19 protein-coding genes are annotated in these 23,030 nt (G+C 73.6%); 9 read left to right on the top strand and 10 right to left on the bottom strand.

Annotated features, from left to right (window positions below):
- Window positions 1-35 precede the first annotated feature (35 nt).
- A complete protein-coding gene (locus IRY44_RS24590) occupies window positions 36-1,424 on the bottom strand; it encodes a cellulase family glycosylhydrolase (RefSeq protein ID WP_194802584.1) in 1,389 nt (462 codons plus the stop codon).
- Window positions 1,425-1,730: 306 nt separating this feature from the next.
- Between IRY44_RS24590 and IRY44_RS24585 the strand changes: the two genes are divergently transcribed.
- Together IRY44_RS24585 and IRY44_RS24580 are read left to right on the top strand one after the other, a co-directional pair.
- The gene (locus IRY44_RS24585; protein ID WP_121683197.1) at window positions 1,731-2,693 is read left to right on the top strand and encodes a TIGR03557 family F420-dependent LLM class oxidoreductase; all 963 of its coding nucleotides are present in this window, start codon (window positions 1,731-1,733) and stop codon (window positions 2,691-2,693) included.
- A 180-nt stretch (window positions 2,694-2,873) separates the two neighbouring features.
- Complete coding sequence (locus tag IRY44_RS24580) at window positions 2,874-3,530, top strand: GAP family protein (RefSeq protein ID WP_194802583.1); 657 nt, start codon at window positions 2,874-2,876, stop codon at window positions 3,528-3,530.
- Here the strand turns inward: IRY44_RS24580 and IRY44_RS24575 are convergent.
- The 6 genes from IRY44_RS24575 to IRY44_RS24550 all read right to left on the bottom strand — a co-directional run bounded on the left by IRY44_RS24575 (window position 3,517) and on the right by IRY44_RS24550 (window position 8,814).
- Window positions 3,517-4,314, bottom strand: coding sequence for an endonuclease/exonuclease/phosphatase family protein (locus IRY44_RS24575; RefSeq protein ID WP_194802582.1), 798 nt, complete (start codon window positions 4,312-4,314; stop codon window positions 3,517-3,519). The genes IRY44_RS24580 and IRY44_RS24575 overlap by 14 nt on opposite strands.
- Before the next feature lie 4 nt (window positions 4,315-4,318).
- A complete protein-coding gene (locus tag IRY44_RS24570; RefSeq protein WP_194802581.1) occupies window positions 4,319-5,809 on the bottom strand; it encodes a phosphatase PAP2 family protein in 1,491 nt (496 codons plus the stop codon).
- Window positions 5,810-5,909: 100 nt separating this feature from the next.
- Window positions 5,910-6,911 (bottom strand): YihY/virulence factor BrkB family protein, encoded by a 1,002-nt coding sequence (locus IRY44_RS24565; RefSeq protein ID WP_194802580.1) that lies wholly within the window; start codon window positions 6,909-6,911, stop codon window positions 5,910-5,912.
- Entirely contained in the window at window positions 6,904-7,911 is a 1,008-nt protein-coding gene (locus IRY44_RS24560; protein ID WP_194802579.1) for a diacylglycerol kinase family protein, read from the bottom strand. Before IRY44_RS24560 ends, IRY44_RS24565 begins: the two co-directional genes overlap by 8 nt.
- A 91-nt stretch (window positions 7,912-8,002) precedes the next feature.
- Window positions 8,003-8,578 carry a Clp protease N-terminal domain-containing protein gene (locus IRY44_RS24555; RefSeq protein WP_194802578.1) on the bottom strand — a complete coding sequence of 192 codons (576 nt, stop codon included), beginning with the start codon at window positions 8,576-8,578 and terminating at the stop codon, window positions 8,003-8,005.
- A complete protein-coding gene (locus IRY44_RS24550) occupies window positions 8,578-8,814 on the bottom strand; it encodes an HTH domain-containing protein (protein ID WP_030275209.1) in 237 nt (78 codons plus the stop codon). The genes IRY44_RS24555 and IRY44_RS24550 overlap by 1 nt, the downstream gene beginning before the upstream one ends.
- Window positions 8,815-8,911: 97 nt before the next feature.
- On the opposite strand from IRY44_RS24550, the gene IRY44_RS24545 reads away from it, so the two are divergent.
- The 4 genes from IRY44_RS24545 (at window position 8,912) to IRY44_RS24530 (ending at window position 14,019) form a co-directional block, all read left to right on the top strand.
- Window positions 8,912-9,712, top strand: coding sequence for a PP2C family serine/threonine-protein phosphatase (locus IRY44_RS24545; protein ID WP_194802577.1), 801 nt, complete (start codon window positions 8,912-8,914; stop codon window positions 9,710-9,712).
- Window positions 9,713-9,795: 83 nt separating this feature from the next.
- Complete coding sequence (locus tag IRY44_RS24540) at window positions 9,796-10,626, top strand: universal stress protein (protein ID WP_194802576.1); 831 nt, start codon at window positions 9,796-9,798, stop codon at window positions 10,624-10,626.
- A gap of 127 nt (window positions 10,627-10,753) precedes the next feature.
- Window positions 10,754-13,156, top strand: a complete 2,403-nt coding sequence (locus IRY44_RS24535; protein WP_194802575.1) for a phosphoketolase — start codon at window positions 10,754-10,756, stop codon at window positions 13,154-13,156.
- Complete coding sequence (locus IRY44_RS24530; protein WP_194802574.1) at window positions 13,153-14,019, top strand: universal stress protein; 867 nt, start codon at window positions 13,153-13,155, stop codon at window positions 14,017-14,019. The genes IRY44_RS24535 and IRY44_RS24530 overlap by 4 nt, the downstream gene beginning before the upstream one ends.
- 1 nt (window position 14,020) lies before the next feature.
- Here IRY44_RS24530 and IRY44_RS24525 read toward each other — a convergent pair whose 3' ends face one another.
- The gene (locus IRY44_RS24525; RefSeq protein WP_194802573.1) at window positions 14,021-16,369 is read right to left on the bottom strand and encodes a heavy metal translocating P-type ATPase; all 2,349 of its coding nucleotides are present in this window, start codon (window positions 16,367-16,369) and stop codon (window positions 14,021-14,023) included.
- A 92-nt stretch (window positions 16,370-16,461) separates the two neighbouring features.
- Between IRY44_RS24525 and IRY44_RS24520 the strand changes: the two genes are divergently transcribed.
- Both IRY44_RS24520 and IRY44_RS24515 read left to right on the top strand, forming a co-directional pair.
- Complete coding sequence (locus IRY44_RS24520; RefSeq protein ID WP_370585004.1) at window positions 16,462-17,499, top strand: nitroreductase; 1,038 nt, start codon at window positions 16,462-16,464, stop codon at window positions 17,497-17,499.
- Window positions 17,500-17,592: 93 nt separating this feature from the next.
- Complete coding sequence (locus IRY44_RS24515; protein ID WP_194802696.1) at window positions 17,593-19,260, top strand: GAF domain-containing sensor histidine kinase; 1,668 nt, start codon at window positions 17,593-17,595, stop codon at window positions 19,258-19,260.
- A 6-nt stretch (window positions 19,261-19,266) separates the two neighbouring features.
- Here IRY44_RS24515 and IRY44_RS24510 read toward each other — a convergent pair whose 3' ends face one another.
- Window positions 19,267-19,905 carry a response regulator transcription factor gene (locus tag IRY44_RS24510; protein WP_013284884.1) on the bottom strand — a complete coding sequence of 213 codons (639 nt, stop codon included), beginning with the start codon at window positions 19,903-19,905 and terminating at the stop codon, window positions 19,267-19,269.
- A gap of 187 nt (window positions 19,906-20,092) precedes the next feature.
- On the opposite strand from IRY44_RS24510, the gene IRY44_RS24505 reads away from it, so the two are divergent.
- Window positions 20,093-21,067, top strand: coding sequence for a nitroreductase (locus IRY44_RS24505; RefSeq protein WP_194802571.1), 975 nt, complete (start codon window positions 20,093-20,095; stop codon window positions 21,065-21,067).
- Between the two features lie 111 nt (window positions 21,068-21,178).
- Here the strand turns inward: IRY44_RS24505 and IRY44_RS24500 are convergent, their stop codons facing one another.
- Window positions 21,179-22,180 (bottom strand): NAD-dependent epimerase/dehydratase family protein, encoded by a 1,002-nt coding sequence (locus IRY44_RS24500; RefSeq protein WP_194802570.1) that lies wholly within the window; start codon window positions 22,178-22,180, stop codon window positions 21,179-21,181.
- Between the last annotated feature and the right edge of the window lie 850 nt (window positions 22,181-23,030).

Genomic DNA, 23,030 nt, shown 5'->3' with positions numbered 1-23,030 from the left:
ACACAAACTCCTTGATCAACCACTAGGGGTGCGGGTCAGCTCGCGGTGCAGGTAGTCGCGGGGGTGGAGTTGGTGCCGGTCCAGCTGCCGATGAAGCCGAACGTGGTGCTCGCGCCGGCGCCGAGGCGGCCGTTGTAGTCGACGTTGCGGGCGGTGTACGCCGACCCGCTGTTGCTGACGCTCGCGTTCCACGCCTGGGTGACGGACTGGCCGTTGGCGAACGTCCAGCGCACCGTCCAGCCGGTGATCGCGGCGGCTCCGGCGGTCACCTTGACCTCGCCCTGGAAGCCGCCCTGCCACGAGTTCGCGACGGTGTAGGTGGCGGTGCAGCCACCGGCCGGCGGGGGCGTGGTGGGCGGCGGCGGGGTCGGGCTGACGGTCGGGCTGGTCGTCGGGCTCACGGTGGGGCTGACCGTCGGGCTGACGGTCGGGGTGGTGCTCGCGTACACCGACGCCTCGCGGGAGGTGGCGGCGATGCCGTTGGCTCCGTTGAAGATCCGCTGACCCCAGCTGGTGAGCTGGGCCGGGTTGAACGCGGTGGTCATGTCGAGGTACTCCACGCCGCCGCCGTTGCCGCTCCACGACCAGCCGAGGTAGCCGATGCCGTTGGCCTGCGCGTACGCCATGATGGCGTCCTCGTCGGGGTTGCCGTCGGAGTGGTTGAAGCCGAACTCGCCGACCACGATGGGCAGCCCGGCGGTGCGGAACCGGCCGAGGTAGTCGCTGATCTCGGCGGCGGTGTCGAACACGCCGTACATGTGGATGGAGAAGACGGTGTTGCGCTGGGGGTCGGCGGCGAACACGGTGCCGGCGTTGTCGCGCATGGTGAACGACCAGTCCTGGCCCCAGTTCGGCGCGTCCACCATGATCGTGTGGGTCAGGCCGGCGGCGCGCAGCCGCTTGATCGCGTTCGAGGTGTCGGTGGTCCAGGCGCTGTAGCCCTGGTTGCCGAACGGCTCGTTGCCGATGTTGACGATGACGTACTTCTCCTGGCCCTTGAGCACGTCGGCGATGCTCAGCCAGTAGTCGGTGGCCTTCGCCAGCGTGGTGGCGGCGCCGTCCTCGCCGTACCCGGTGGTGTCGTGCACCTCCAGCACGCAGATCATCCGGTTGGCCTTGCACAGTGAGATCACGTTCGCCACGTCGGCGGCGCTGTTCTTCGTCCAGCGGTCGCCGCTGGACAGCACCACCCGGACGGTGTTCGCGCCGAGCGCCTTGATGTTGGCGAAGGAGCTGGTCTGCTGCGGGTACCAGGTGTGCGCGTGGTTGACGCCGCGCATCACGAACTCGACGCCACCGGCGTCGTAGAGCCGCCCGTTGGAGACGGTGAACCCGGTGGCGGCTTGGGCCGGCTGCCCGAGGGCGAAGACGGCGGCGAGGGCCGTCAGCAGGGCGGCGCCCGCGACGGAGAGCAGTTTCTTCATGGCTGTCCTCAGGGGAAGGTCTCCCCCGCGCCCGAGCGGGGGTGCGGTGACGGTGAGAGGGTGGTGGCGACTGAGCCCGGTAGCCGCCGCCCGGTTCCCGAACGGACGCAGGCATCAGCGTAGGGCGATGGAAGACTTTAGGCAACCGGTTAAGCGGAGCGCGCCGGTGGGCGACGGGGTTTGACCGGCCACACGTGCTGAACCGGTTAAGACAATCGACCGGACGCGGGCGGCGAAGCGGACAGCAGGGTTGACCCGCGCGGGGCGGGGTATCCGGGGACGATCCGCCCGGGAAGGAGACGTGTCATGGTCAACGTCGGTTACACCCTCATGTGCGAGCAGGCCGGCCCGAAGGAACTGGTCGACCACGCCGTACGCGCCGAGGCCGCCGGCTTCGACCATCTGGTCATGTCCGACCACTACTACCCCTGGCTGGAGTCCCAGGGCCACTCCCCGTACGCCTGGTCGGTGCTCGGCGCGGTCGCCCACGCCACCAGCCGGGCCGAGCTGATGTCGTTCGTGACCTGCCCGATCCGGCGGTACCATCCGGCGGTCGTGGCGCAGAAGGCCAGCACCATCGGGGTGCTCTCGGACGGGCGGTTCACGCTCGGTCTCGGCGCCGGGGAGAACCTCAACGAGCACGTGGTGGGCGGATGGCCGCACGTGCAGCAGCGGCACGAGATGTTCGAGGAGGCGCTGCAGATCATCCGGCCGCTGCTCAACGGCGAGACGCTGACGTTCTCCGGCAACCACTTCGACGTGCCGGACGCGTACGTCTGGGACCGCCCGGAACGGCCGGTGCCGATGGCGGTGGCCGCGTCCGGGCGGCAGTCGGCCACGCTGGCCGCCGAGTACGCCGACGCCATGATCGCCACCGACCCGCTGTCCCACCTGATCGACATGTACGAGGAGGCGGGCGGCGCGGGCCGGCCCCGCTACGGTCAGGTGGCCATCTGCTACGGCCCGGACGAGGACGAGTGCCGCAAGATCGTGCACGACCAGTTCCGCTGGTTCGGCCTGGGCTGGAAGGTCAACGCCGACCTGCCCGGCCCGGAGTCGTTCGAGGCGGCCACCCAGTTCGTCCGCGAGGAGGACGTGGCCGAGGGCATCTCCTGCGGCCCGGACACGGACCGGCACGTCGAGGCGTTCAAGAAGTTCGTCGACGCGGGCTTCACCCACGTCGCGCTGGTCCAGGTGGGCGGTGACACCCAGCCGATGTTCCTCGACTGGGCCCAGGAGGAGCTGCTGCCCCGGCTGCGCGAGCTGTGACCGCTGAGGAGTTGACGCCATGCGTATCGGGAACACCGAGATCCGTCCCGCCGGAGGCGGGCTCGGCTGCCTGCTGATGATCCTCTTCTCGATCGTCGCCTCGGTGGTGCTCACCGTGCTGCTCAACCTGGTCCTGTAGAACCCGGCCCGGCGCGCGCGACGGCGGCACCAGAATGGGGCATGCCCCTGCTGACCACGCTGCCGCTGGCGCTGGAGATGGTCGCCGGGTCGAAGCTCGTCAGCGCCGTCGTCCTCGCCGGCGGCCACCATCCGCGGCGCAGCTCGGCGGCCTTCCTGGGCGGCGTGGCGATCGGCGTCCTCGGGCCGCTGACGCTCTGGTACGCGGCGTTCCGGGTGGTACGGCACACCGCCGTGCACGGCATCGGGGTGGGCGGCAGCCGCCGGCTCATCGACTGGATCGTGCTGGGCCTGCTGGCCGTCCTCATGGTCGTCACGTTCCGCAGGCGGCGGCGCGACCGGCCGCCCGGGTGGCTGCGCCGGTTGCAGGACCCGCGGCCCACCTACGCCTTCGGTCTGGGGCTGGTGCTCGCCGTCGCGGTGCCGAGCGACGAGCTGGTCATGGCGTCGGTCGCGGGCAGCATGGCCGGGCACGGCCGCCCGTGGTGGCATCTGCTGCCGTTCACGGCGCTCACCGTGCTGCTGCTGGCGCTTCCGCTGCTGGCGCTGCTGCTGTTCGGCGAGCGCGCGGACCGGCTTCTGCCCGTGTTCCGCTCCTGGACCGACAGGCACTCCTGGCTGGTCAGCGAGGCGGTCATTCTGATCTTCGTGGCCTTCGTGGTGGCCGACCTGGCGTCCGGGTCGTTCAGCCGGCCGTGACGTCCACGTCGGCCAGCACCGGATAGTGGTCCGACGCCGTGTCCGCGTCACCGTCGCGGACCACCCGCACCGCGCGTACCCGGTCGGCCAGCGCCGGGGTGGCGAGCAGGTAGTCCAGCCGCATCCCGGCGAACTCGACGCCGCCGTGCCGGGTCGGCACGGTCAGGCCGCCGGATTCGTCGCCACCGGACCGCGGCCAAAGGTCCACCAGGCCGGCGTCGAGCAGCCGGGCCACCGCGCGGGTGTCCAACGTACGGCCGTCACGGCGCAGGTGCCGCCGCCGGTACGCCGTCGCCAGCCCGGCCAGCCGGGCGGTGTGGTCCACGGCGGGCTCCAGCGTGTTCATGTCCCCGGCGAGCAGGGCCAGGTCTCCCCCGGTACGCCGCAGCGCGGCGGCCAGCCAGTCCGCCTCCATCCGCCGCCGCCCACCCGAGTAGGGGTAGAGGTGCGTGCTCAGCACGGTCAGCGGTCCCGCGCCGGTGGCGACCTGCACCCGGGCGGCGGCGTGGTGGAACGGGCGGCGGACCCGGCCGGCACGCAGCACCCGCAGCGGCGGGCGGACCAGCACCGCCACCGGCTGACCGAAGCAGGACCGGGCCGGGTACGCCGCCATCCCGAGCCGGTCGGCCAGGCCGTCCAGCGTGGCGTCCATGCCGCGCAGCTCCTGCAGGGCCAGCACGTCGGGACGCTGCGCGGTGACGACCGAGACGATCCGGTCCCGGCGGTCGGCGCCGCCGCCGTCCCGCCCGCCGGTCCGGATGTTCCAGGTCATCACCCGCAGCATCGGCTCAGTCCGGCCGCGCGGCCTTGGCCAGCTCGTCGTCCAGCTCGTCGACCTGTTCGGACTCGATCGCCGGCCGGTTGCCCTCGTGGACGTCGGCGTTGGGCTTGATCACCCAGTACAGCAGCGACAGCCAGAGCGCGCCGAGCAGGATCGCGCCCATGAAGTCGGTCGGGTGGTGCATGCCCCGGTACATCCGGGAGGTCGCCACGCCGACCGGCATCAGCACGGCCGTGCCCACGAACAGCCACCGCCACCACCTGTCGGTACGCGGGAACACGATGACCGCAATGGCCACCCAGAGGCAGATGGTCGCCGCGATGTGGCCGGACGGGAAGGACGAGGTGGGCATCTGCCCGTCCAGGTTCTCCACCGGCGGCCGGGGCCGGTCCACCACGCGGGCGCTGGCCAGGAACAGGCTCAGCTCGCCGAACATCGCCAGCACCACGTACAGCACCGGCCGCCAGCGCCGCCACACGGCCAGCACGATCGGGCAGAACACCAGCGACACCAGCAGGATCGCGTGGGTGTCGCCGAACTTGCTCCACCACCAGCTCAGCTCCGTGAGCGCGTCGGTGTGCCGCTCGGCGAACCAGCGCGGCACCTCGGTGTCGAGCGTGTCGAAGAACGTGCCCTTGGCGTGGTAGCTGACGAACATGCCGAACGCGTAGAGCACACCGAAGACGAGCACCCAGCCGACCAGCAGCTCGGCCACCGCCGAGCGCGGGTGCTCCAGCACCTTCTCCTCGTCCGGCGCGAGCGCCAGGTCCTCGCCCGCCTCCGGCTCCAGTCCCTCGCGCAGCGGCGGCACCGGCCGGCCGCGCTCGCGCCGCCACAGCCGGAAGGCGTACGCGGTGACGCCGAGCCAGGCCGCGCCGAGCAGCCAGCCGCCGATCACGTCGGACACGAAGTGCACGCCCAGCGCGATCCGGGTCAGCCCGACCAGGAAGATCAGCACGCCGGCGACGGCGATGGCCGGCTTGCGCCAGCGCGGCGACATGGCCGGCAGGAACACCAGCAGCAGCGCCCCGTACGCGACGAACGAGCCGAGCGCGTGGCCACTGGGGAAGCTGTTCCCCGGCGCGCTGGCGATCGGCACGTCCACCACCGGGCGCAGCCGCCCGACCAGCGCCTTGAGCGACGGGTCGAGGATCAGCCCGCCGGCGCCGGTGACGATCAGGTAGACCGCCAGCCGGGACTGGCGGCGGATCAGCAGGCCCACCACCGCGATGGTGACCAGCCAGATCAACACCGGCCGTCCGCCCAGGTCGGTGATCGCCTGGAGCACTGTGACCAGCGGGCCGTGCGGCGCCACCAGGTTGTTGAACCACTCGGCCACCGCGTGGTCGGCGTCGCCCAGCGGGCTCCACCGGAACCGGACCAGCATGAGCAGCACGCCGAACCCGACTCCCGCGCCGGCCACGGCGAGCAGGCCCGCGAGGCTCCGTTCGGCGAAATGGCCCAGCGGCCGGCGCCCGGCTTCCTTGACCGCGGTCACACCGCACCTCCCTCGTTCTTCTGCGAGGCGCGCTGTACCCGATCGGCGTGTCCCGTACACGCCGCACCGGCGCGGCGTCTCACGCCGTACCGGCGCGGCGTCAGAGCGAGGTCATCTCACCGGTGTCGAAAAGTTCCTCGCGTTGCGCCTCCGGCTCCCACAGGTCCGGCTTGGCGGGCTCCTCCACGCCGATGCGCATCGCTTCGAGCTGCGCGGCGAACGCCAGCCCGCCGAACAGCGCGATCCCGGTGAGGTTGGCCCAGAGCAACAGGGCCATCATGCCGGTCAGCGCGCCGTAGGTCTGGCCGAATCCGCCGCTGTACTTCACGTAGGCGGCGAGCAGCAGGCTGGCCAGCCACCAGATCGCGATGGCGATGGACGCGCCGAAGAAGAGCCAGGACAGGCCGGGCTGGCGACGCCGGGGTGCGTGCCGGAACAGCACCGCGACGGCGAGCACGGTGAGGCCGAGGCTCAGCGGCCAGCGGATCACGTCCCACCCGGCCATGGCGAGGTCGCCCCACTCGTAGTGCCGCCGTACCGACTCGCCCATCGCCCGGCCGCCGACCAGGATCAGGAAGCCCGCAAGCGCGGGCACGCCGGCGACCACCGCGAGGATCGCGGCGCGCAGGTACTTCGCCAGCGCCGGGCGGTCCCGCTCGACGCCGTAGATCCGGTTGGCGCCCCGCTCGATCTGCGCCATCGTGGTGGTCAGCGCGACCAGCCCGGTGAGCAGACCGAGGGTCAGCGCCAGCTCGCCGGCGTCCTCGGTGCGCTCGCTGTCGGTCAGCAGGTCCTGCACCATGGCTTCGCTCTGGCCGGGCGTGATGGCCAGCACCGTGTCGGCGACGACCTTGCCGCCCTCGTCCACGCCGAGGTCGGTGATCAGGCCGGTGAGCGCGATCAGGAACGGCACCACGGCCAGGCAGAGCTGCAACGCCAGCGCCCGCGAGTGGCTGAACCCGTCGCCGTAGCGGAACCGGATGAACGCGTCCCGCAGCAGGCACCAGCCGCCGTGCCGGCGCAGTGTGTGCCAGGCGTCGTCGGCGGACAGCTCGTTCTCGGTCATCAACCGGGTCTCGGGGACCAGCTTGGTGCTACTCACGGCGGGCCTCCTCGACCAGGTGCTCTCCGCGCTCACCGACCGCGTCGGCGTCCACCGCCAGGTCGGGGTGCTCCTCCGGGCGCGGTACGCAGAGCCAGAGCGACTCGGGCCGGATGGTGGCCTTGAGCGAGCGGCCCGGCTCGATCAGGTCGCCGTCGAGTTGCCGGGGCTGCGCCCGGGTGCTGGTGATCTCGACCGAGCGGGCCCGGAACACCTCCATCCCCGGCACCCTGTCGCGGCGGCGCAGCACCGCCCAGCCCATCGCGAGCCAGTGGCGCAGCGTACGCGGCGTCAGCACCGCCACGTCGAGCCAGCCGTCGTCCGGTTCGGCCTCGGTGAGCAGGCGTACCCCGCCCTGCAGGCGCCCGACGTTGGCGACCAGGACCGAGCGGGCCCGGCGGCGCAGCGGCGGCTTGCCGTCGATGCGCACCGAGACCCGCATCGGCCGGTCGCGCAGGTGGCGGGCGGCGCCCACCACGTACGCGGGCCAGCCGATCCGCTTCTTCGTGGTCTCGGAGGTGGAGTCGAGCATCTGGGCGTCGAAGCCCATCCCGGCCATCACCGCGAAGCACTTGTCGCCGACCACGCCGACGTCGAGGCGGCGCATCCCGCGCTCGACGGCGACCTCCAGCCCGGCGGCCAGGTCGTTCGAGAGGCCGAGGTTGGCGGCCAGCAGGTTGCCGGTGCCCTGGGGCAGCACGGCCAGCGCCACGTCGGTGCCGGCCAGCGCGGTCACGCAGGCCATCACCGTGCCGTCGCCGCCGCAGGCGAAGACTACCTCCGCGCCCGCCTTCACGGCCTGTTCCGCCTGCCCGCGGCCCGGGTCCTCGACCGTCGTCTCGTACCAGGTCGGGGCCGGCCACCCGGCGGCGGCGAGCGCGCCGTCCACGGTGCGGCGGAACTCGTCCAGGTCGGCCACCTTCACCGGGTTGACCACCACTGCCGAGCGCGGGGTGCGGTTCTCCGCGTTCACCGGGCGCTTGTCGTCTGCACCGTCCACGGCGTCAGTGTGCAGGACACGGGGCGTGACGGCGACCCGGCGCAGCGGGACGTTGCGAGGACCGCAAACAGGTTTGAAATCCGGGTGCGGGTCAGGCCGCCTCGCGCAGCGCCGCGTCGACGCGCCGCCGCAGGTCGTCGATGTCCACCCCGGCCTCGGTGAGCACCACGGCGGCCGGGCCGTTCCCCTCGCGCAGCAGGCCGAGCAGGATGTGTTCGGTGCCGATGTGCCGGTGACGCAGCCGCAGCGCCTCGCGCAGCGACAGCTCAAGCACCTTCTTGGCGCGGGGCGAGAACGTGCCGTGGTGCGGCCCACGACGCCACCACCGGCGCGGACGCGGGGTCGCCTCGCGCAGCGCGTCGGGGCCGAAGGACTCCTCGATCCGGGCCACTATCGCGGCGAGGTCGATGCCGATCTCGCGCAGCGCCGCGGCGTCCGCCGCGCCGAGCCCGTCCACGCCCTGCGCGGTGTGGCGGGCCACCGCGGCACGCAGCGCGTCGGCCTCGACGCCGCCGGCCGCGAGCAGCCGTACCGCCAGGTTGTCGCGGTCGGCGAGCACGCCCAGCAGCAGGTGCTCGGTGCCGACCGGCCGCCGTCCCTCGGTGCGGGCCTCGTCGAGCGCGTGGTGCACCACGCTGCGGGCCCGGTCGGTGAATCGTTCGAACATCACGCCTCCCAGCTCTCGCGCACCGCCGGTCGTCCGGCGTGCTTCTTGTGGACCGCCTGCCGGCTGACCTCGAGGGCGTCGGCGATCTCCTGCCACGACCAGCCCTGCCGGCGGGCGTTGTCGACCTGGATCACCTCGAGCCGCTCCAGCAGCCGGCGCAGGGCGAGTACGGCACGCAGGCCGACCTTGGGGTCGGTGCTGCCGGCCGCCGCCGCGAGTTCCGTCGCCTGACTCATGCTGTCAATGTAGGTTGACAGCACCCAACTGTCAACCTTGGTTGACAGGCGACCCGGCCTGCCGCTGCCCGGCCCGTCCCGGTGTTACGGTCCGCTGGTGTTCCGCCGCCGTCCGCTGGACCGGCCGGTCGAGTCCGCGCGCCGGCTCACCGCCGGCCGCCTCACCCTGGAGATCGCCGGGGGCAGCGTGGTCGGGCACCGCTACCCGGAGAACTACGACGTGCTGCACGTCGACCCCGAGCTGCCGTTCGCGGTGGTCTGCGACGGGATGGGCGACGGCGAAGGCAGCCGCGTGGCGGGCACGACGGCGGCCCGGACGTTCACCGCGCGGGTCCGCGCCGACTGGCCCGCCGTCGGCGCCGCCGCGCTGCGCGCCGCCGTGGCCGATACCCAACGGCGGGTACGCCAGGCCGGCGCGGCGCACCCGGGCCTGACCGGGTGCACGCTCACCGCGCTCGTGGTCGAGCCGGACGGCGAGCAGGGCTGGCTGGTGCAGCTCGGCGACTCGCGGGCGTACCGGCTGCGCGACGGGCTGCTCGAACTGGTCACCGTCGACCACACGATGGCCTGGCTCGGCCTGCTGCACGGCTGGTGGCCGGCCGACTCGCCGGAGGCGGCCCGGGCGCGCTACCAGCTGCTGCGCTACGTCGGCCACCCGGACCGCCCCGAACCGGACCTGCTCGCCGTGCCACTGCGCCGTGGCGACACCTGGCTGCTGTGCACCGACGGCATCAGCGACCAGCTCGGCTACCACCGGCTGCGCGACCTGCTCGCCGCGCGGCGCGACCCGGCGCGCACCGTCGAGGCCCTGCTCGCCGCCAGCCTGGACGAGGGCGGTGAGGACAACGCCACAGCCGTCGTACTGCGCGTCCACCCGGCGCTGCCCGCCCCGCGCTGACCGCCAGTTCCGCCGACCCGCTCCGGCGCACCCGGTCCCGCGACTACGGTGAGTGAAAAGCACGGGTCGGGAGGTGAGCCGGGGTGGCCGCACCCAGCCACGGCGCGGTGGTGGTCGGCGTCAGCCGGTCCGAGGCCGACCTGACGGTGGTCCGCACGGCCGCCGCCGAGGCCGCCGCCCACGACCGGCCGCTGCACCTGCTGCACGCGTTCAACTGGGCCGCCACGCCCGGCCCGGCCCCGGCCGGTGGCACCCGCACGGACGCGGAGAACGTGCTGGAGCACGCCGGGCAGGTCGTTGCCGAGTGCGCGCCGCGGGTGCCGGTCAGCGGCCGGATCGTCGAGGGCTCGCCGGTCGAGGCGCTGCTGCGGGTCGCCGACACCGCGTTCCTGATCGCGCTCGGTGACGGCGGCATGTCCGCCCACCCGGACCGCGTACCGGCCGACACGCCGGCGGTGGACGTGGCCGCCCGGGCCGGTTGCCCGGTGCTGGTCGGGCGCACCCAGCCGGCCCCACCAGGGCCGCTGCTCGTCGGCTTCGACGGATCACCCAGCTCGCAGGCCGCCCTCGGGTACGCCTTCGACTGCGCGCAGCACCGTGGTGCCCGCCTGCTCGCCGTCCGGGTGATCGAGCCGGAGTCCGGCGACCGCGTCGACGGGCGGCTGGAGGAGGCGGTCACCCGGACGGCCCGGCGGTACCCCCGGGTCGCCGCCGACTGCGAGACCGTCCACGGTGACCCGAAGTCCGTCCTGCTCGACCGGTCCCGCGCCGCGCAGCTCGCGGTGGTCGCCGCCTGGGGAGACGGGCCGGTAGGGTCCACTCTGGGCGCGGTCAGCCAGTCCCTGCTCTACCACTCGCCGGCTCCGCTGATCGTGGTGCGGGGAGTCGCCGCAGGTGCGGAGGACGGGTCATGACGCCCGCGCGAGGCGGGACCTACGGCCCTGACCGGCGACCCCCGATGGGGACGACGCTGGACGCGCCGGGGAGAAGACGTGGTCCCCGAGTGGCAGCCGACCCCGAGCCACGAGAGGCTAAGGCAGCATGGACACCGCGGTGAACCTGCACAGCCCCCTGACCGAAGCCGAGTTGCGCCGGCTGGACGCCTACTGGCGCGCGGCGAACTACCTGACCGTCGGCCAGATCTACCTGCTCGACAATCCGCTGCTGCGCGAACCGCTCAGGCCTGAGCACGTCAAGCCTCGCCTGCTGGGCCACTGGGGTACCAGCCCCGGGCTCAACCTGCTCTACACGCACCTCAACCGGGTCATCGTGAACCGGGACCTGTCCGCCATCTTCGTCACCGGCCCCGGCCACGGCGGCCCGGCACTGGTGGCGAACACCTGGCTGGAGGGCACCTACAGCGAGCTGTACCACCACATCCCCCGGGACGAGACCGGCATGCAGCGGCTGTTCCGGCAGTTCTCCTTCCCCGGGGGCATCCCGAGCCACGTGGCGCCGGAGGTGCCGGGTTCGATCCACGAGGGCGGCGAGCTGGGGTACGCGCTGAGCCACGCGTACGGCGCCGCGTTCGACAACCCGGACCTGCTCGTGGCCTGCGTGATCGGTGACGGCGAGGCGGAGACCGGCCCGCTGGCCGGGAGCTGGCTGTCGAACGTGTTCCTCAACCCGGCCCGCGACGGCGCGGTGCTGCCGATCCTGCACCTCAACGGCTACAAGATCGCCAACCCGACGGTGCTGGACCGGATCCCCGCCGAGGACCTGCGGGACATGATGCGCGGCTTCGGCTACGAGCCGTACGTGGTCGAGGGCGACGACCCGGCGACGGTGCACCAGTTGCTGGCCGGCACGCTCGACCGCGCGCTCGACGAGATCGCCGCGATCCAGCGCCGGGCCCGCTCCGGCGAGCACGTCGAGCGTCCCCGCTGGCCGATGATCATCCTGCGCACGCCGAAGGGCTGGACCGGTCCCAACCGGGTCGACGGCAAGCAGGTCGAGGGCACGTTCCGCGCCCACCAGGTGCCGATCTCCGAGGTCCGGGACAACCCGGAGCACCTGGCCGAGCTGGAGCGCTGGCTGCGCAGCTACCGGCCGGAGGAGCTGTTCGACGCCACCGGCGGCCCGGTCGCCGAGGTGGCCGGCCTGCCGCCCACAGGTGACCACCGGATGAGCGCCAACCCGGTCGCCAACGGCGGCCGGCTGCTGCGCAACCTGGAACTGCCGGACTTCCGCGACTACGCGGTCGACGTACCGACGCCGGGTGAGCCGATGGCCGGCGCGACCGGTGTGCTCGGCCCCTGGGTCCGCGACGTGATCGCCCGCAACCCGGAGACGTTCCGCCTGTTCGGCCCGGACGAGGTGGCCTCGAACCGGCTCGGCGCGGCGTTCGAGGTGACCGACCGCGCGTTCGTGGGTGCCGAGGTGCCCGGCGACGACCACCTCTCCCCCGACGGCCGGGTGATGGAGGTGCTCTCCGAGCACCTGTGCCAGGGCTGGCTGGAGGGCTACCTGCTGACCGGCCGGCACGGCATCTTCACCAGCTACGAGGCGTTCATCCACATCGTCGACTCGATGGTCAACCAGCACGCCAAGTGGCTGAAGGTGACCCGGAACATCCCGTGGCGGGAGCCGGTGGCGTCGCTGAACTACCTGCTGTCCAGCCACGTGTGGCGCCAGGACCACAACGGCTTCTCGCACCAGGACCCGGGCTTCATCGACCACGTGATGAACAAGAAGGCCGAGGTGGTCCGGGTCTACCTGCCGCCGGACGGCAACACCCTGCTGTCCACGATGGACCACTGCCTGCGCAGCCGGCAGTACATCAACGTGGTGGTGGCCGGCAAGCAGCCCGCGCCGAACTGGCTGACCATGGACGAGGCGATCCAGCACTGCCGCCGCGGCCTGGGCATCTGGGACTGGGCCAGCAGCGACGACGGCACCGAGCCGGACGTGGTGCTCGCCTGCGCCGGCGACGTGCCGACGCTGGAGACGCTCGCCGCCGTCGACCTGCTGCGCCGGCACCTGCCGGACCTGAGGGTGCGGGTCGTCAACGTGGTCGACCTGATGCGCCTGCAACCGCCGTCGGAGCATCCGCACGGCCTGCCGGACAACGAGTTCGACACCATCTTCACCCGCGACAAGCCGGTCATCTTCGCCTACCACGGCTACCCGTGGCTGATCCACCGGCTCACCTACCGCCGGACCAACCACGAGAACCTCCACGTGCGCGGCTACAAGGAGGAGGGCACCACCACGACGCCGTTCGACATGGTGATGCTCAACGACCTGGACCGCTTCCACCTGGTCATCGACGTGATCGACCGGGTGCCGGGGCTGCGGTCGCGCGCCGCGCACCTGCGCCAGGACATGGTGGACGCCCGCCAGTCCTGCCGCGACTACACCCGGCGCTACGGCGAGGACGACCCCCGGGTCGCCGAGTGGCGCTGGATCCGCGAGAACGACCCGGCCCTGAGGAGTGGCGAATGAGCGGCGAGGAGATCCTGGTCGGCTACGACGGGTCCGCCGACGCGTCGGTGGCCCTGAACTGGGCGCTGGACGAGGCGGGCCGGTCGGGGCGGCCGGTACGCCTGGCGTACGTCTTCGAGTGGCTGACAGTGACCGGCTGGATCGGCCCCGGCGTGGCACCCGGCGTGTGGCCGGACGAGGCGGCCCGGCAGCAGGTCGACGAACTGGTCCGCAAGGCGGCGGCGGACGCCGCCGCCGACCGGCCCGGCCTGACCGTGCACGGCGAGGTGTTCGACGGGCCGCCCGCGCTGGTGCTCCAGGAGCGGTCCGCCGACGCCGGGATGCTGGTGCTCGGCAGCCGGGGCCACGGCGGCTTCGGCGGGCTGCTGGCCGGCTCCACGGCGGTCTCGGTCGCCGCGCACGCCCACTGCCCGGTGGTGGTGGTCCGCGACGGCCAGGCCGCCACGTCCGGGCCGGTGGTGGTCGGATCGGACGGCTCGGAGTCGGCGCTGCGGGCGCTCGGCTTCGCCGTCGAGCGGGCCGCGCAGCGGGACGTGCCGCTACGGGTGCTGCGGGCCTGGGAGCCGCCTGGTGACAGGTGGGTGCCGCCGGACTTCGACCCGGAGCAGGTCGCCGCGAGCGAGCGGGCCGCCGCCGAGGCGGAACTGGCGCCGTGGCGGGAGAGCTTCCCCGACGTGCCGGTCGAGATCGAGGCGGTACCCGGCAGCGCGTCCGCGCTGCTGGTGGAGGCGAGCCGGTCCGCGCAACTCGTGGTGGTCGGCAGCCGGGGCCGGGGCGGCTTGCGCGGCATGCTGCTCGGCTCGGTCAGCCAGCAGCTCATCCAGCACTCGCACTGCCCGGTCGCCGTGGTACGCGAGCGCTGACTCAGCGGCCGGACGCGGTCGAGCCGTCCTCCGGGTTGAGCGAGAAGTAGTCCTCCTCCTCCTGAGCCAGGTGCAGGCGCAGCACCGCGTCCAGGCCGTAGAGCGCAGCCAGCAGATCGGGCACCTCGTCACGGCGCAGCCGGCCGTCCGGCTGCGCCGTGAGGTGCCCGCCGATCCGCTCCACCAGCCGCACGATCTCCACGTGCGCCCGGCTCATCGTTGAGGTCGCCTCGTCGCTGCCGAGCGGCCCGGCCAGCGCCGGGTAGAGCTGCCGGTCCTCGGCCGCCTCGTGCGGCAGCACCTCGTCGACCAGGCGCCGGTGCACCTCGCGCAGCGCCGGCAGGCACGCCGGGTCGTCCGGGCGGGTCGCCACCATGTCGGCGGTGTCCCGCAGCCCTGCGAGCACGTCGCGGACGCCGCCGTGCTCGCCCGCGTACCGGTCGAGCAGTTCGCGGGTGTGCGCCGGCAGGTCCCGCCGCCGCAGGCCGCCGCCGAGCGCGCGCAACGCGTTGAGGATCACCAGGACGTCGATGCCCTCCTGGAGGAACGCGCCGGCCACCGGGGGCAGCCGGCCCGCCGCGGCCACCAGCATCGCCAGCACCGCCAGTCCCATGCCGACGGTCGCGCTCTGCACCGCGATGCGGCGGGCGTACCGGGCGATCTCGACGGCGTCGGCGAGCCGGTCCAGCCGGTCCACGGTGAGCACCGCGTCGGCCACGTCCGCCGAGGCGGTCGCCCCGGTCGCGCCCATCGCCACACCGACGTGCGCCTCGGCCAGCGCGGGCGCGTCGTTCACGCCGTCGCCGACCATCACGGTCACCGCGTGCGCCGACTCCTCGCGTACCCGATCGGCCTTCTCCTGCGGCGAACACCGCGCGATCACGTCGTCCACGCCCACGATCTGCGCCACCTGCCGGGCCGTGCCCGGGCGGTCGCCGGTCACCATGACCAGGCGCTCCAGGCCCGCCTCGCGCAGCCGCCGCACAGTCCGGCGGGCGTCCGGGCGGACCGGGTCCTCCAGCAGGATCGCGCCGAGCGGCCCCTGGTCGTCGCTGACCCAGACCGCGGAACGCCCGGCCCGTTCGGCGCGTTCACCGAGCCGGTCCGCCCACTCGGGCGGTTCCCCGGCGAGCTGCCCGACGTGCACCATCCGTCCGTCGACGCGGCCGCTCACCCCGTGCCCCGGTTCCTCGGTGACCTGCGTCGGCTCGGCCAGCGCCAGCCCGCGCTCGCGGGCCTGCCGGACCAGCGCGGCGGCCAGCACGTGCGGGGAGAGCTGCTCGACCGAGGCGGCCAGCCGCAGCAGCTCGTCCCGGTCGCCGCCCGGCGCCACCACCACTTCGGCCGCCCGGGGCCGCCCGGCGGTGAGGGTCCCGGTCTTGTCCAGCAGCAGGGTACGGGCGCGGCCGAGCTGTTCCAGCGACCCGCCGTCGCGGACCAGTACGCCGCGCCGGGCCACCCGGGACAGCCCGGAGACCACGGCGATCGGGGTCGCCAGCAGCAGCGGGCACGGGGTGGCTACCACGAGCACCGCGACCGCCCGGGTGAACTCGCCGGACAGCAGCCACGCCAGCCCGGCCAGCACCAGCGTGAACGGCACGAACGCGGCGGCGTACCGGTCGGCCAGCCGTACCATCGGGGCCTTGCGGGCGGTGGCCTCGCCGGCCAGGCGGACGATGCCGGCGTAGGTGCTCTCCGCCGCGTTGCGGCTGGCCCGCAGCCCGAAGCCGGCGCCCGCGTTGACGACGCCGCTGGCGACCTGCTCCCCTGCCGCGCGGGTGACCAGCTGCGACTCGCCTGTGACCACCGACTCGTCGAGCGTCGCCGCCTCCTCGACCACGCCGTCCACAGGCACCACGTCGCCCGGCCCGACCACGAGGCGGTCCCCCGCCTCGACGCGGTCCAGCGGCACCACCTCGATCCCGCCGTCCGGGGTACGCCGCCGAGCCTGCCGGGGCGCGCGTTCCAGCAGCGCCCGCAGGTCACGGGTGGCGCGGCGCTGGGCGTACTCCTCCAGCGCCCGCCCGGTCGCGACCATCACCGCGATCACGGCGCCGGCCAGGAACTCCCGCACCAGCAGCGCGCCGAGCAGCGCCAGCACCGCGATGACGTCCACCCCGAACTGCCGCAGCCAGAGCTGGCGCAGCGTCGTCCAGGCCGCCGGCACCAGAGCGACCACCGTGACAGCCGCCCAGACCAGCCGGGCGGCGTCGTGCGCGCCGGCCAACCACAGCGCCGCACCGGCCAGCACGGCCACGGTGAGCAGCACCAGCGGCGCCCACTCGGCCCGGGCCCACCGCCGGGCGCGGGCCGGCTGCTCGGGTACGCACTCGCGTGGCTCGGTTCCCACGTGTGGATCGTCTCAGCCCCGACGTGGGACGGGCAGGGCGATGCGGGTAATCCGGGGGATGGAACGGCGTCCCCACCCGCCCGTGGGGCACGATGGGGAAAACAGGAAAGGTCGTGACGATGAGCCACGAGACGCCGGCCGGCGATCGCCCGTTGACCACCGCGCTCGCGGAGGCCGCCGGAATGGCCGGCCACGCCCCCTCGGTGCACAACACGCAGCCGTGGCACTGGACGGTCCTGCCCGACGCGCTGGAGCTGCGGGTGGTCCGCGAACGGCACCTCAGCGCCTTGGACCCGGAAGGGCACCTGCTGGTGGTGAGCTGCGGCGCCGCGCTGCACCACGCCCGGGTGGCGCTGGCCGCCGAGGGCTGGACCCCGGTGGTGGAACGGCTGCCCGACCCGGCCGAACCCGACCTGCTGGCCCGGATCACCAGCCTGAAGCACACCGGCGCCGACCCCGACGCCATGCGCGTCGTGCAGTGCATGCAGGTGCGGCACACCGACCGGCGGCCGGTCAGCGACGAGCCGATCCCCACCGACGCGCTGAACGACATCGACCGGGCCGCCACGCTGGAAGGCGTGAACCTGCAACTGCTCGACGACACCCAGAAGATCCAGCTCGCCGCCGCCGCCCAGCAGGCCGCCGCCGTCGAGGCGGACAGCCCGGAGCTGCGCGAGGAACTGGCGTACTGGACCAGCCGGGCCGGCACCGGCACCGGGCTGCCGCCGGAGGTGCTGCCCGAGCAGGCCCCGCAGACGACCGTTCCGGCCCGCGACTTCGGCCGCGCCGGCTCGCTGCCGATCGGGCCCGGCCACGACAAGGCCGCCGTGTACGGGATCCTGTGGGGCTCAGACGACGAGCTGATGAGCTGGCTGCGCGCCGGTGAGGCGCTCTCCGCCGCCTGGCTCACCGCCACCCGGCACGGGGTGTCGCTGGTGCCGCTGTCCGGCGTGGTGGAGGTCGAGGGCACCCGCGAGGTGCTGCGGCAGATGCTCTCCGGCCTGGGGTTCCCGTACATCAGCATGCGGCTCGGCCTGGCCGACCCGACGCACGCCGGACCGCCGCACACGCCCCGGCTGGACGTCACGCAGACGGTCGACACCTCGGCGGTCCGCGACCGGCTCGCCTGACCGGTCTCGATCACGGCGGCCACCGGGCGATACCATCGCCCGGTGGCCGCCGCACCTCAGTCCCCGCACGAGCACCTCACGCCGTCGCTCGGGCTGACCCCGCTGTCCCGTGTCCGCCTGGACGAACTGCTCCAGGAGATGCTCGACCGCGTCGGCGAGGTGGTGACCAGCCGCGAGCGGCTACGGGCCCTGCTGGACGCGGTCGTCGGCATCGGGTCCGACCTCGATCTGCGCAGCACGCTGCAGCGGATCGTGCAGTCGGCGTGCGAGCTGGCCGGCGCCCGCTACGGCGCGCTCGGCGTCATCGGCCCCGACCGCATGCTGCACGACTTCATCGTCCACGGCATCAGTCCCGAGCTGCACGCCAAGATCGGCGAGCTGCCGCACGGCCGCGGCGTGCTGGGTCTGCTCATCGACGAGCCGAAACCGGTACGCATGCCGGACATCACCAAGCACCCGAAGTCGTACGGCTTCCCGCCGAACCACCCGCCCATGCACAGCTTCCTCGGCGTGCCGGTACGCATCCGCGACCACGTCTGGGGCAACCTCTACCTGGCCGAGAAGCAGGGCGCGGCCGAGTTCACCGAGGACGACGAGGAGATCGTGGTGGCGCTGGCCGCCGCGGCCGGCGTGGCCATCGAGAACGCCCGCCTCTACGCGCTGGCGCACCGGCGGGAACGCTGGCTCGCCGCCGCCGCGGAGATCACCTCGGTGCTGCTCGGCGAGGTACGCCGTACCGACGCGCTGACGCTCGTGGCCCGCCGTGCCCGCGAGGTCGCCGAGGCCGAACTGGCGCTGGTGCTGCTCTACGACGAGGACGAGGCGCAGTTCACCGTCGAGGTCGTCGACGGCGCCGACCCGGTCACCCGGGAACTGGTCGGCGCCGTGCTGCCGGCCGCCGAGACCAGCTTCGCCGCATCAGTCACGCAGGGCCGCCACGACCAGGTCGACGACCTCGCCGCCGCGGCGCCCTGGCCCCGGCCGGTGGTCGCCGGGCCCGCAGTCGTCTCCCCGCTCGCCGCCGCGGACACGCTGCACGGTGTCCTGGTGATCGGCTACCGGCCCGACCACGGGCCCGCCGCCGACGACGACCTCGCGCTGCTCGCCAGCTTCGCCGGGCAGGCCGCGCTCGCAATGGAACGCGCCCGCGGGCAGGAGGAGCGGGAACTGCTGGTGGTCCTGGAGGACCGCGAACGCATCGCCCGCGACCTGCACGACGTGGTGATCCAGCGGCTGTTCGCCACCGGCCTGCAACTGCAGAGCGGCGCGATGAACGCCCGCCCCGAGGCCGCCAAGCGGATCAACCAGGCCGTCGACGACCTGGACGCCACCATCCGCGACATCCGCCGCACCATCTTCGAGCTGCGCACCCCGATGAGCGCGGCGCTGCGCACCGAGATCCGCGAGGCGATCGAGGTGGCCGCCGAGTCGCTCGGCTACCGGCCCGAGCTGGAACTGATCGGCCCGATCGACAGCGCCGTCCCGGACGACCTGCGCGGAGAACTCACCGCCGTGCTGCGCGAGGCGCTCTCCAACGCGGTACGCCACGCGCAGGCCGACCGGGTGTCGGTGCGCGTCCGCGTCGACTCCGGCCGGGTCGAGATCACCGTCACCGACGACGGGATCGGCTGCGACCCGGAGGCGGCCCGCAGCGGGCTGGTCAACCTGCGGGAACGGGCCGAGCGGCTCGGCGGCGAGTTCGCGCTGCGCCGGGCCGAGCCGCGCGGCACCGAGGTGCGCTGGAGCGCCCCGCTCGACTGACAGCCGTCAGGTGTTCTTGCCGAGCAGGCGGGTGGCCAGCACCGCCGCCTGGGTACGCCGCTCCAGGCCGAGCTTCGCGAGCACGCTGGAGACGTAGTTCTTCACCGTCTTCTCGGCGAGGAACATCTTCCCGGCGATCTCCCGGTTGGTGAGCCCCTCCGCCACGTACTCCAGGATCCGCCGCTCCTGCTCGGTGAGCGACTTCAGCTCCCGCGGCTGCTCCACACCGCTGCGGATGCGCTCCAGCACACGGGTGGTGATCGCCGGGTCGAGCAGCGACTGCCCGGCCGCCACCCGGCGGACCGCGTCCACCAGGTCGGTGCCGCGGATCTGCTTGAGCACGTACCCGGCGGCGCCCGCCATGATCGCGGCGAACAGCGCCTCGTCGTCCTCGTACGAGGTGAGGATCAGGCCCTTGATCGAGGAGTCCACGGCGCGGACGTCCCGGCAGACGTCGATGCCGTTGCCGTCGGGCAGCCGGGCGTCGAGGATCGCCACGTCGGGGCGCAGCGCCGGAATGCGGCGCGCCGCCTCCTGGGCCAGGCCGGACTCACCGACCACCTCGATGTCGCCGCTGCTCTGGAGCAGGTCGGCAAGGCCACGACGGACGACCTCGTGGTCGTCGAGCAGGAACACCCGGATCATCCGTCCTTTCTACCCGCTTTCCCGCCCCCGTAGCACGGGTCGAAAGTCCCGTCCTGCGCGCGCCGGCCGGGACCGACGGCCGGGCCCAGGTGGGGACCTCCGGCCCTGCTCACCGCGCCGTCCCCTGACGCACCGTAGTGGTGTACCCGGCCGGGGGAGCCGGCGCCGCACGAGAGGGAGCAGCACCATGACGACCGAATACACCGCCGAGCAACTGCGGGCCGCGGTCGCCGACGCGGTCCGGGCCCCGTCACTGCACAACACCCAGCCGTGGCGGTTCCGGCTCGTCGACGGCGGCATCGAGGTTTCCGTCGACCCGCTGCGCGGCCTGCCCGCCACCGACCCGACCGGCTGGGGCGCGCGGATCGCCGCCGGTGCGGCCCTGTTCAACCTGCGCCTGGCGCTCGCCGTGGCGGGCACCCCGGCCACTGTGCGGCTGCGCCCGTACCCCGCCGACCCGGACGTCGTGGCCCGGCTGGTGCCGGACGTGCCGCGCCGTCCCACCCCGGTCGAGCAGAGCCTGTACGGGGCGATCGGCCACCGGTTCAGCAACCGCGCACCGTTCTGGCCCGACCCGGTGCCGGCCGAGGCCCGCTGGCGGCTCGGCGAGGCGGCCCGCGCCGAGCAGTGCTGGCTGGAGCTGGTGATCGGCACCAGCGCCGTCAACGCGGTCGCCGAGGTCGCCCGCAGCGCCCACCGCGTGCTGGAACGCGACCCCGCTTACGTGGCCGAGCGGGCCGAGTGGATCCGCTCCGAGCCGGCCCCGGACGGCGTGCCGACCGGCGCCGGCGGGCCGCAGAGCGAACCGCAGGACCTGCTGCCGCAACGCGGCTTCGGCGGACGCAACCGCGCCCCCGGTCGCGACTTCGAGCCGGAGCCGCTGGTCGCGGTGCTCGGCTCGGCCGGCAACACCTCGGCCGACCAGATCCTGGCCGGACAGGCGCTGCAGCGGGTGCTGCTCACCGCCACCGACGCCGGGCTGAGCGTGTCGATGCTGTCCCAGCCGATCGAGGTGCCGGCCGCGCGTGAGGCGCTGCGGATGTCGCTGGGCCGGTTCGGCACCCCGCAGATGGTGATGCGGATCGGGTACGGCCAGCCGGGTCGTGCCACCCCGCGCCGCTCGGTCGAGGAGGTGCTCGACCTGCCGGTCGTGCCGGCCTGACCCGTATCCCTCCGCAGGCCAGGCCGGGAGTGCTCGCCCCGCCCGCCCGCGCCGGCCGGGCTCAGGCCGCCTGTGCGGGCCCCAGGTCCGCCGTACGGTGCTGTTCCCCGGTCAGGCCGGGAGCGCGGCCAGCAGGGCCGTCTCCCGCTCCGGCGCCAGCCCGACCGGTGCGCGCGCCGGCCGCCCCGCCCGGTCCGGCACGCGCCCCACCTCGCGCAGCCACCGCCAGGTGTCGGCGACCGTCTCGGTCACCGGCCGGCAGACCAGCCCCGCCGCGTACGCCCGTTCCACGTCCCGCTCCTGCATCCAGCGGTACTCGTGCCCGCGTGGAATCCACACCGGCAGGTCGTTCCACGGCTCCACCCCCGCGGCCAGGAGCGGCTCCGGCGCGGTCCACCGCAGCCTCGCGTCCGACCCGGTCACCGTCACCGCCGCGTCGAGCAGGTCACCCATCGTCGCGTGCCCGGTGCGACCCACCACGTTGTACGCCCCGCCGACGCCCTCGGCACCCCGGTCCAGCAGCCAGGTCGCCAGGTCCCGGACGTCCACGTACTGGATCGGCAGGTCACGCGGCCCCGGCGCCAGCACGTCCCCGCCCCGGGCGACCCGGTTCAGCCACCACGGCAGCCGCCCGATGTCCTCCCCCGGCCCGAGGATCAGCCCGGCGCGTGCCAGCAGCGCCCGGTCGCCGAACACCCGCGTCGCGGCGAGTTCCCCGCCGGCCTTGTTCGCCGGGTAGTCACCGTCGTCGGCGTTCGCGTCGGCCGCCACTGTCGGCGCCTCCTCGCCGCTGCCGGGCGCGACGGGTGGCGCGTACACCGATCCGCTGGACACGTAGACGTAGTGCGGCACCGCGCCTTCCAGCGCCGCCGCCGCGTCCCGTACCGCGCGGGGCGCGCCGTCCCACGTGTCCACCACCAGGTCCCACTCACCGCCGACGAGCGTGGCCAGCCCGTCCGGCGCGGTCCGGTCACCCCGCAACCGGTGTACGCCGTCCGGCACCCGCCCGTGCACACCCCGGTTGAACACTGTCACCTGCCAGTCGCGGCGTACCGCCTCGGCCACGACCGCACCATCGACAAAGCCCGTACCACCAAGCATGAGAAGTCGCATAGGCCCCAGCCTGCCGCCGCGCGTCGGGTACGGCTGCCCTGTTTCACGGTCAGCGGATCTGCCAACGGCAGAACCCAGCCCTCCCGTCACTGAGCAACACCCCGCCCCAACCTGTCCCGCGCCGTCCGGTCACCCTCGATCTTGGACTTGTGGCGCCTCGGATGCCCGGTTAGCGCAGTTCGCGAGGTGCCACAACTCCAAGGTCGACGAGTCCACCCCGGAGTTCACGAACCCGCCCCGACCTGGTTGATCATGAAGTTGACGACGTTCGGTGTCCGGTTTGTCGCCGCCAACCTCATGATCGACCAAGTGGGGGCGGGTGCGTGTGGTGCGAGCCGTGCAGGCGATGCAGAGGATGCCGGCGGGGCGGCCACTCTGCCGCCTGCCCCCCCTCCCGCCTGGCGACCCGAGCTGTCCGGAGACTTGGTGCGAAACGGCCCCTATGGGGGCACTTTCCTACCAAGCTCTGCGGATGCTCTCGGGAAACGGCCATGTGTCCCAGGTGATGGGAGACCGCGCTGGCGAGAGGGATCCGAGGTGCTGGTGAGGCGCGGCAGGTCGGGGGGCGTGTGGGTGGGGGTGTCCGGTTCGGGGGTGGTGGGCGGCACTCTGGCGGCGGAATCGTCGGCGGGTGGGTGGCGTTGTAGACGGGTGAACGACCGAGGACCAGCCGTGCCCCGCGAGCCGGGCGGCGTCCGTGAGCCCGGGAATCATCCCGGCGGGCTGGTCGTTGAACACGGTTCCGACGGCGTGAGCCGGCCCGGGAATGATGCCGGGTCGCAGGTCGTTGGACATGCTTCCGGCGCCGCGTAGAGGCCCCGCCCCCGCGAGCAGCCGAGAGATCCCCCCG

It is taken from the genome of Micromonospora sp. ANENR4, from assembly GCF_015354395.1.
GTDB classification, from domain to species: Bacteria; Actinomycetota; Actinomycetes; order Mycobacteriales; family Micromonosporaceae; genus Micromonospora; species Micromonospora aurantiaca.
Note: the sequence above shows the minus strand (reverse complement) of the source record. Positions and strands in the feature narration are given on the sequence as shown.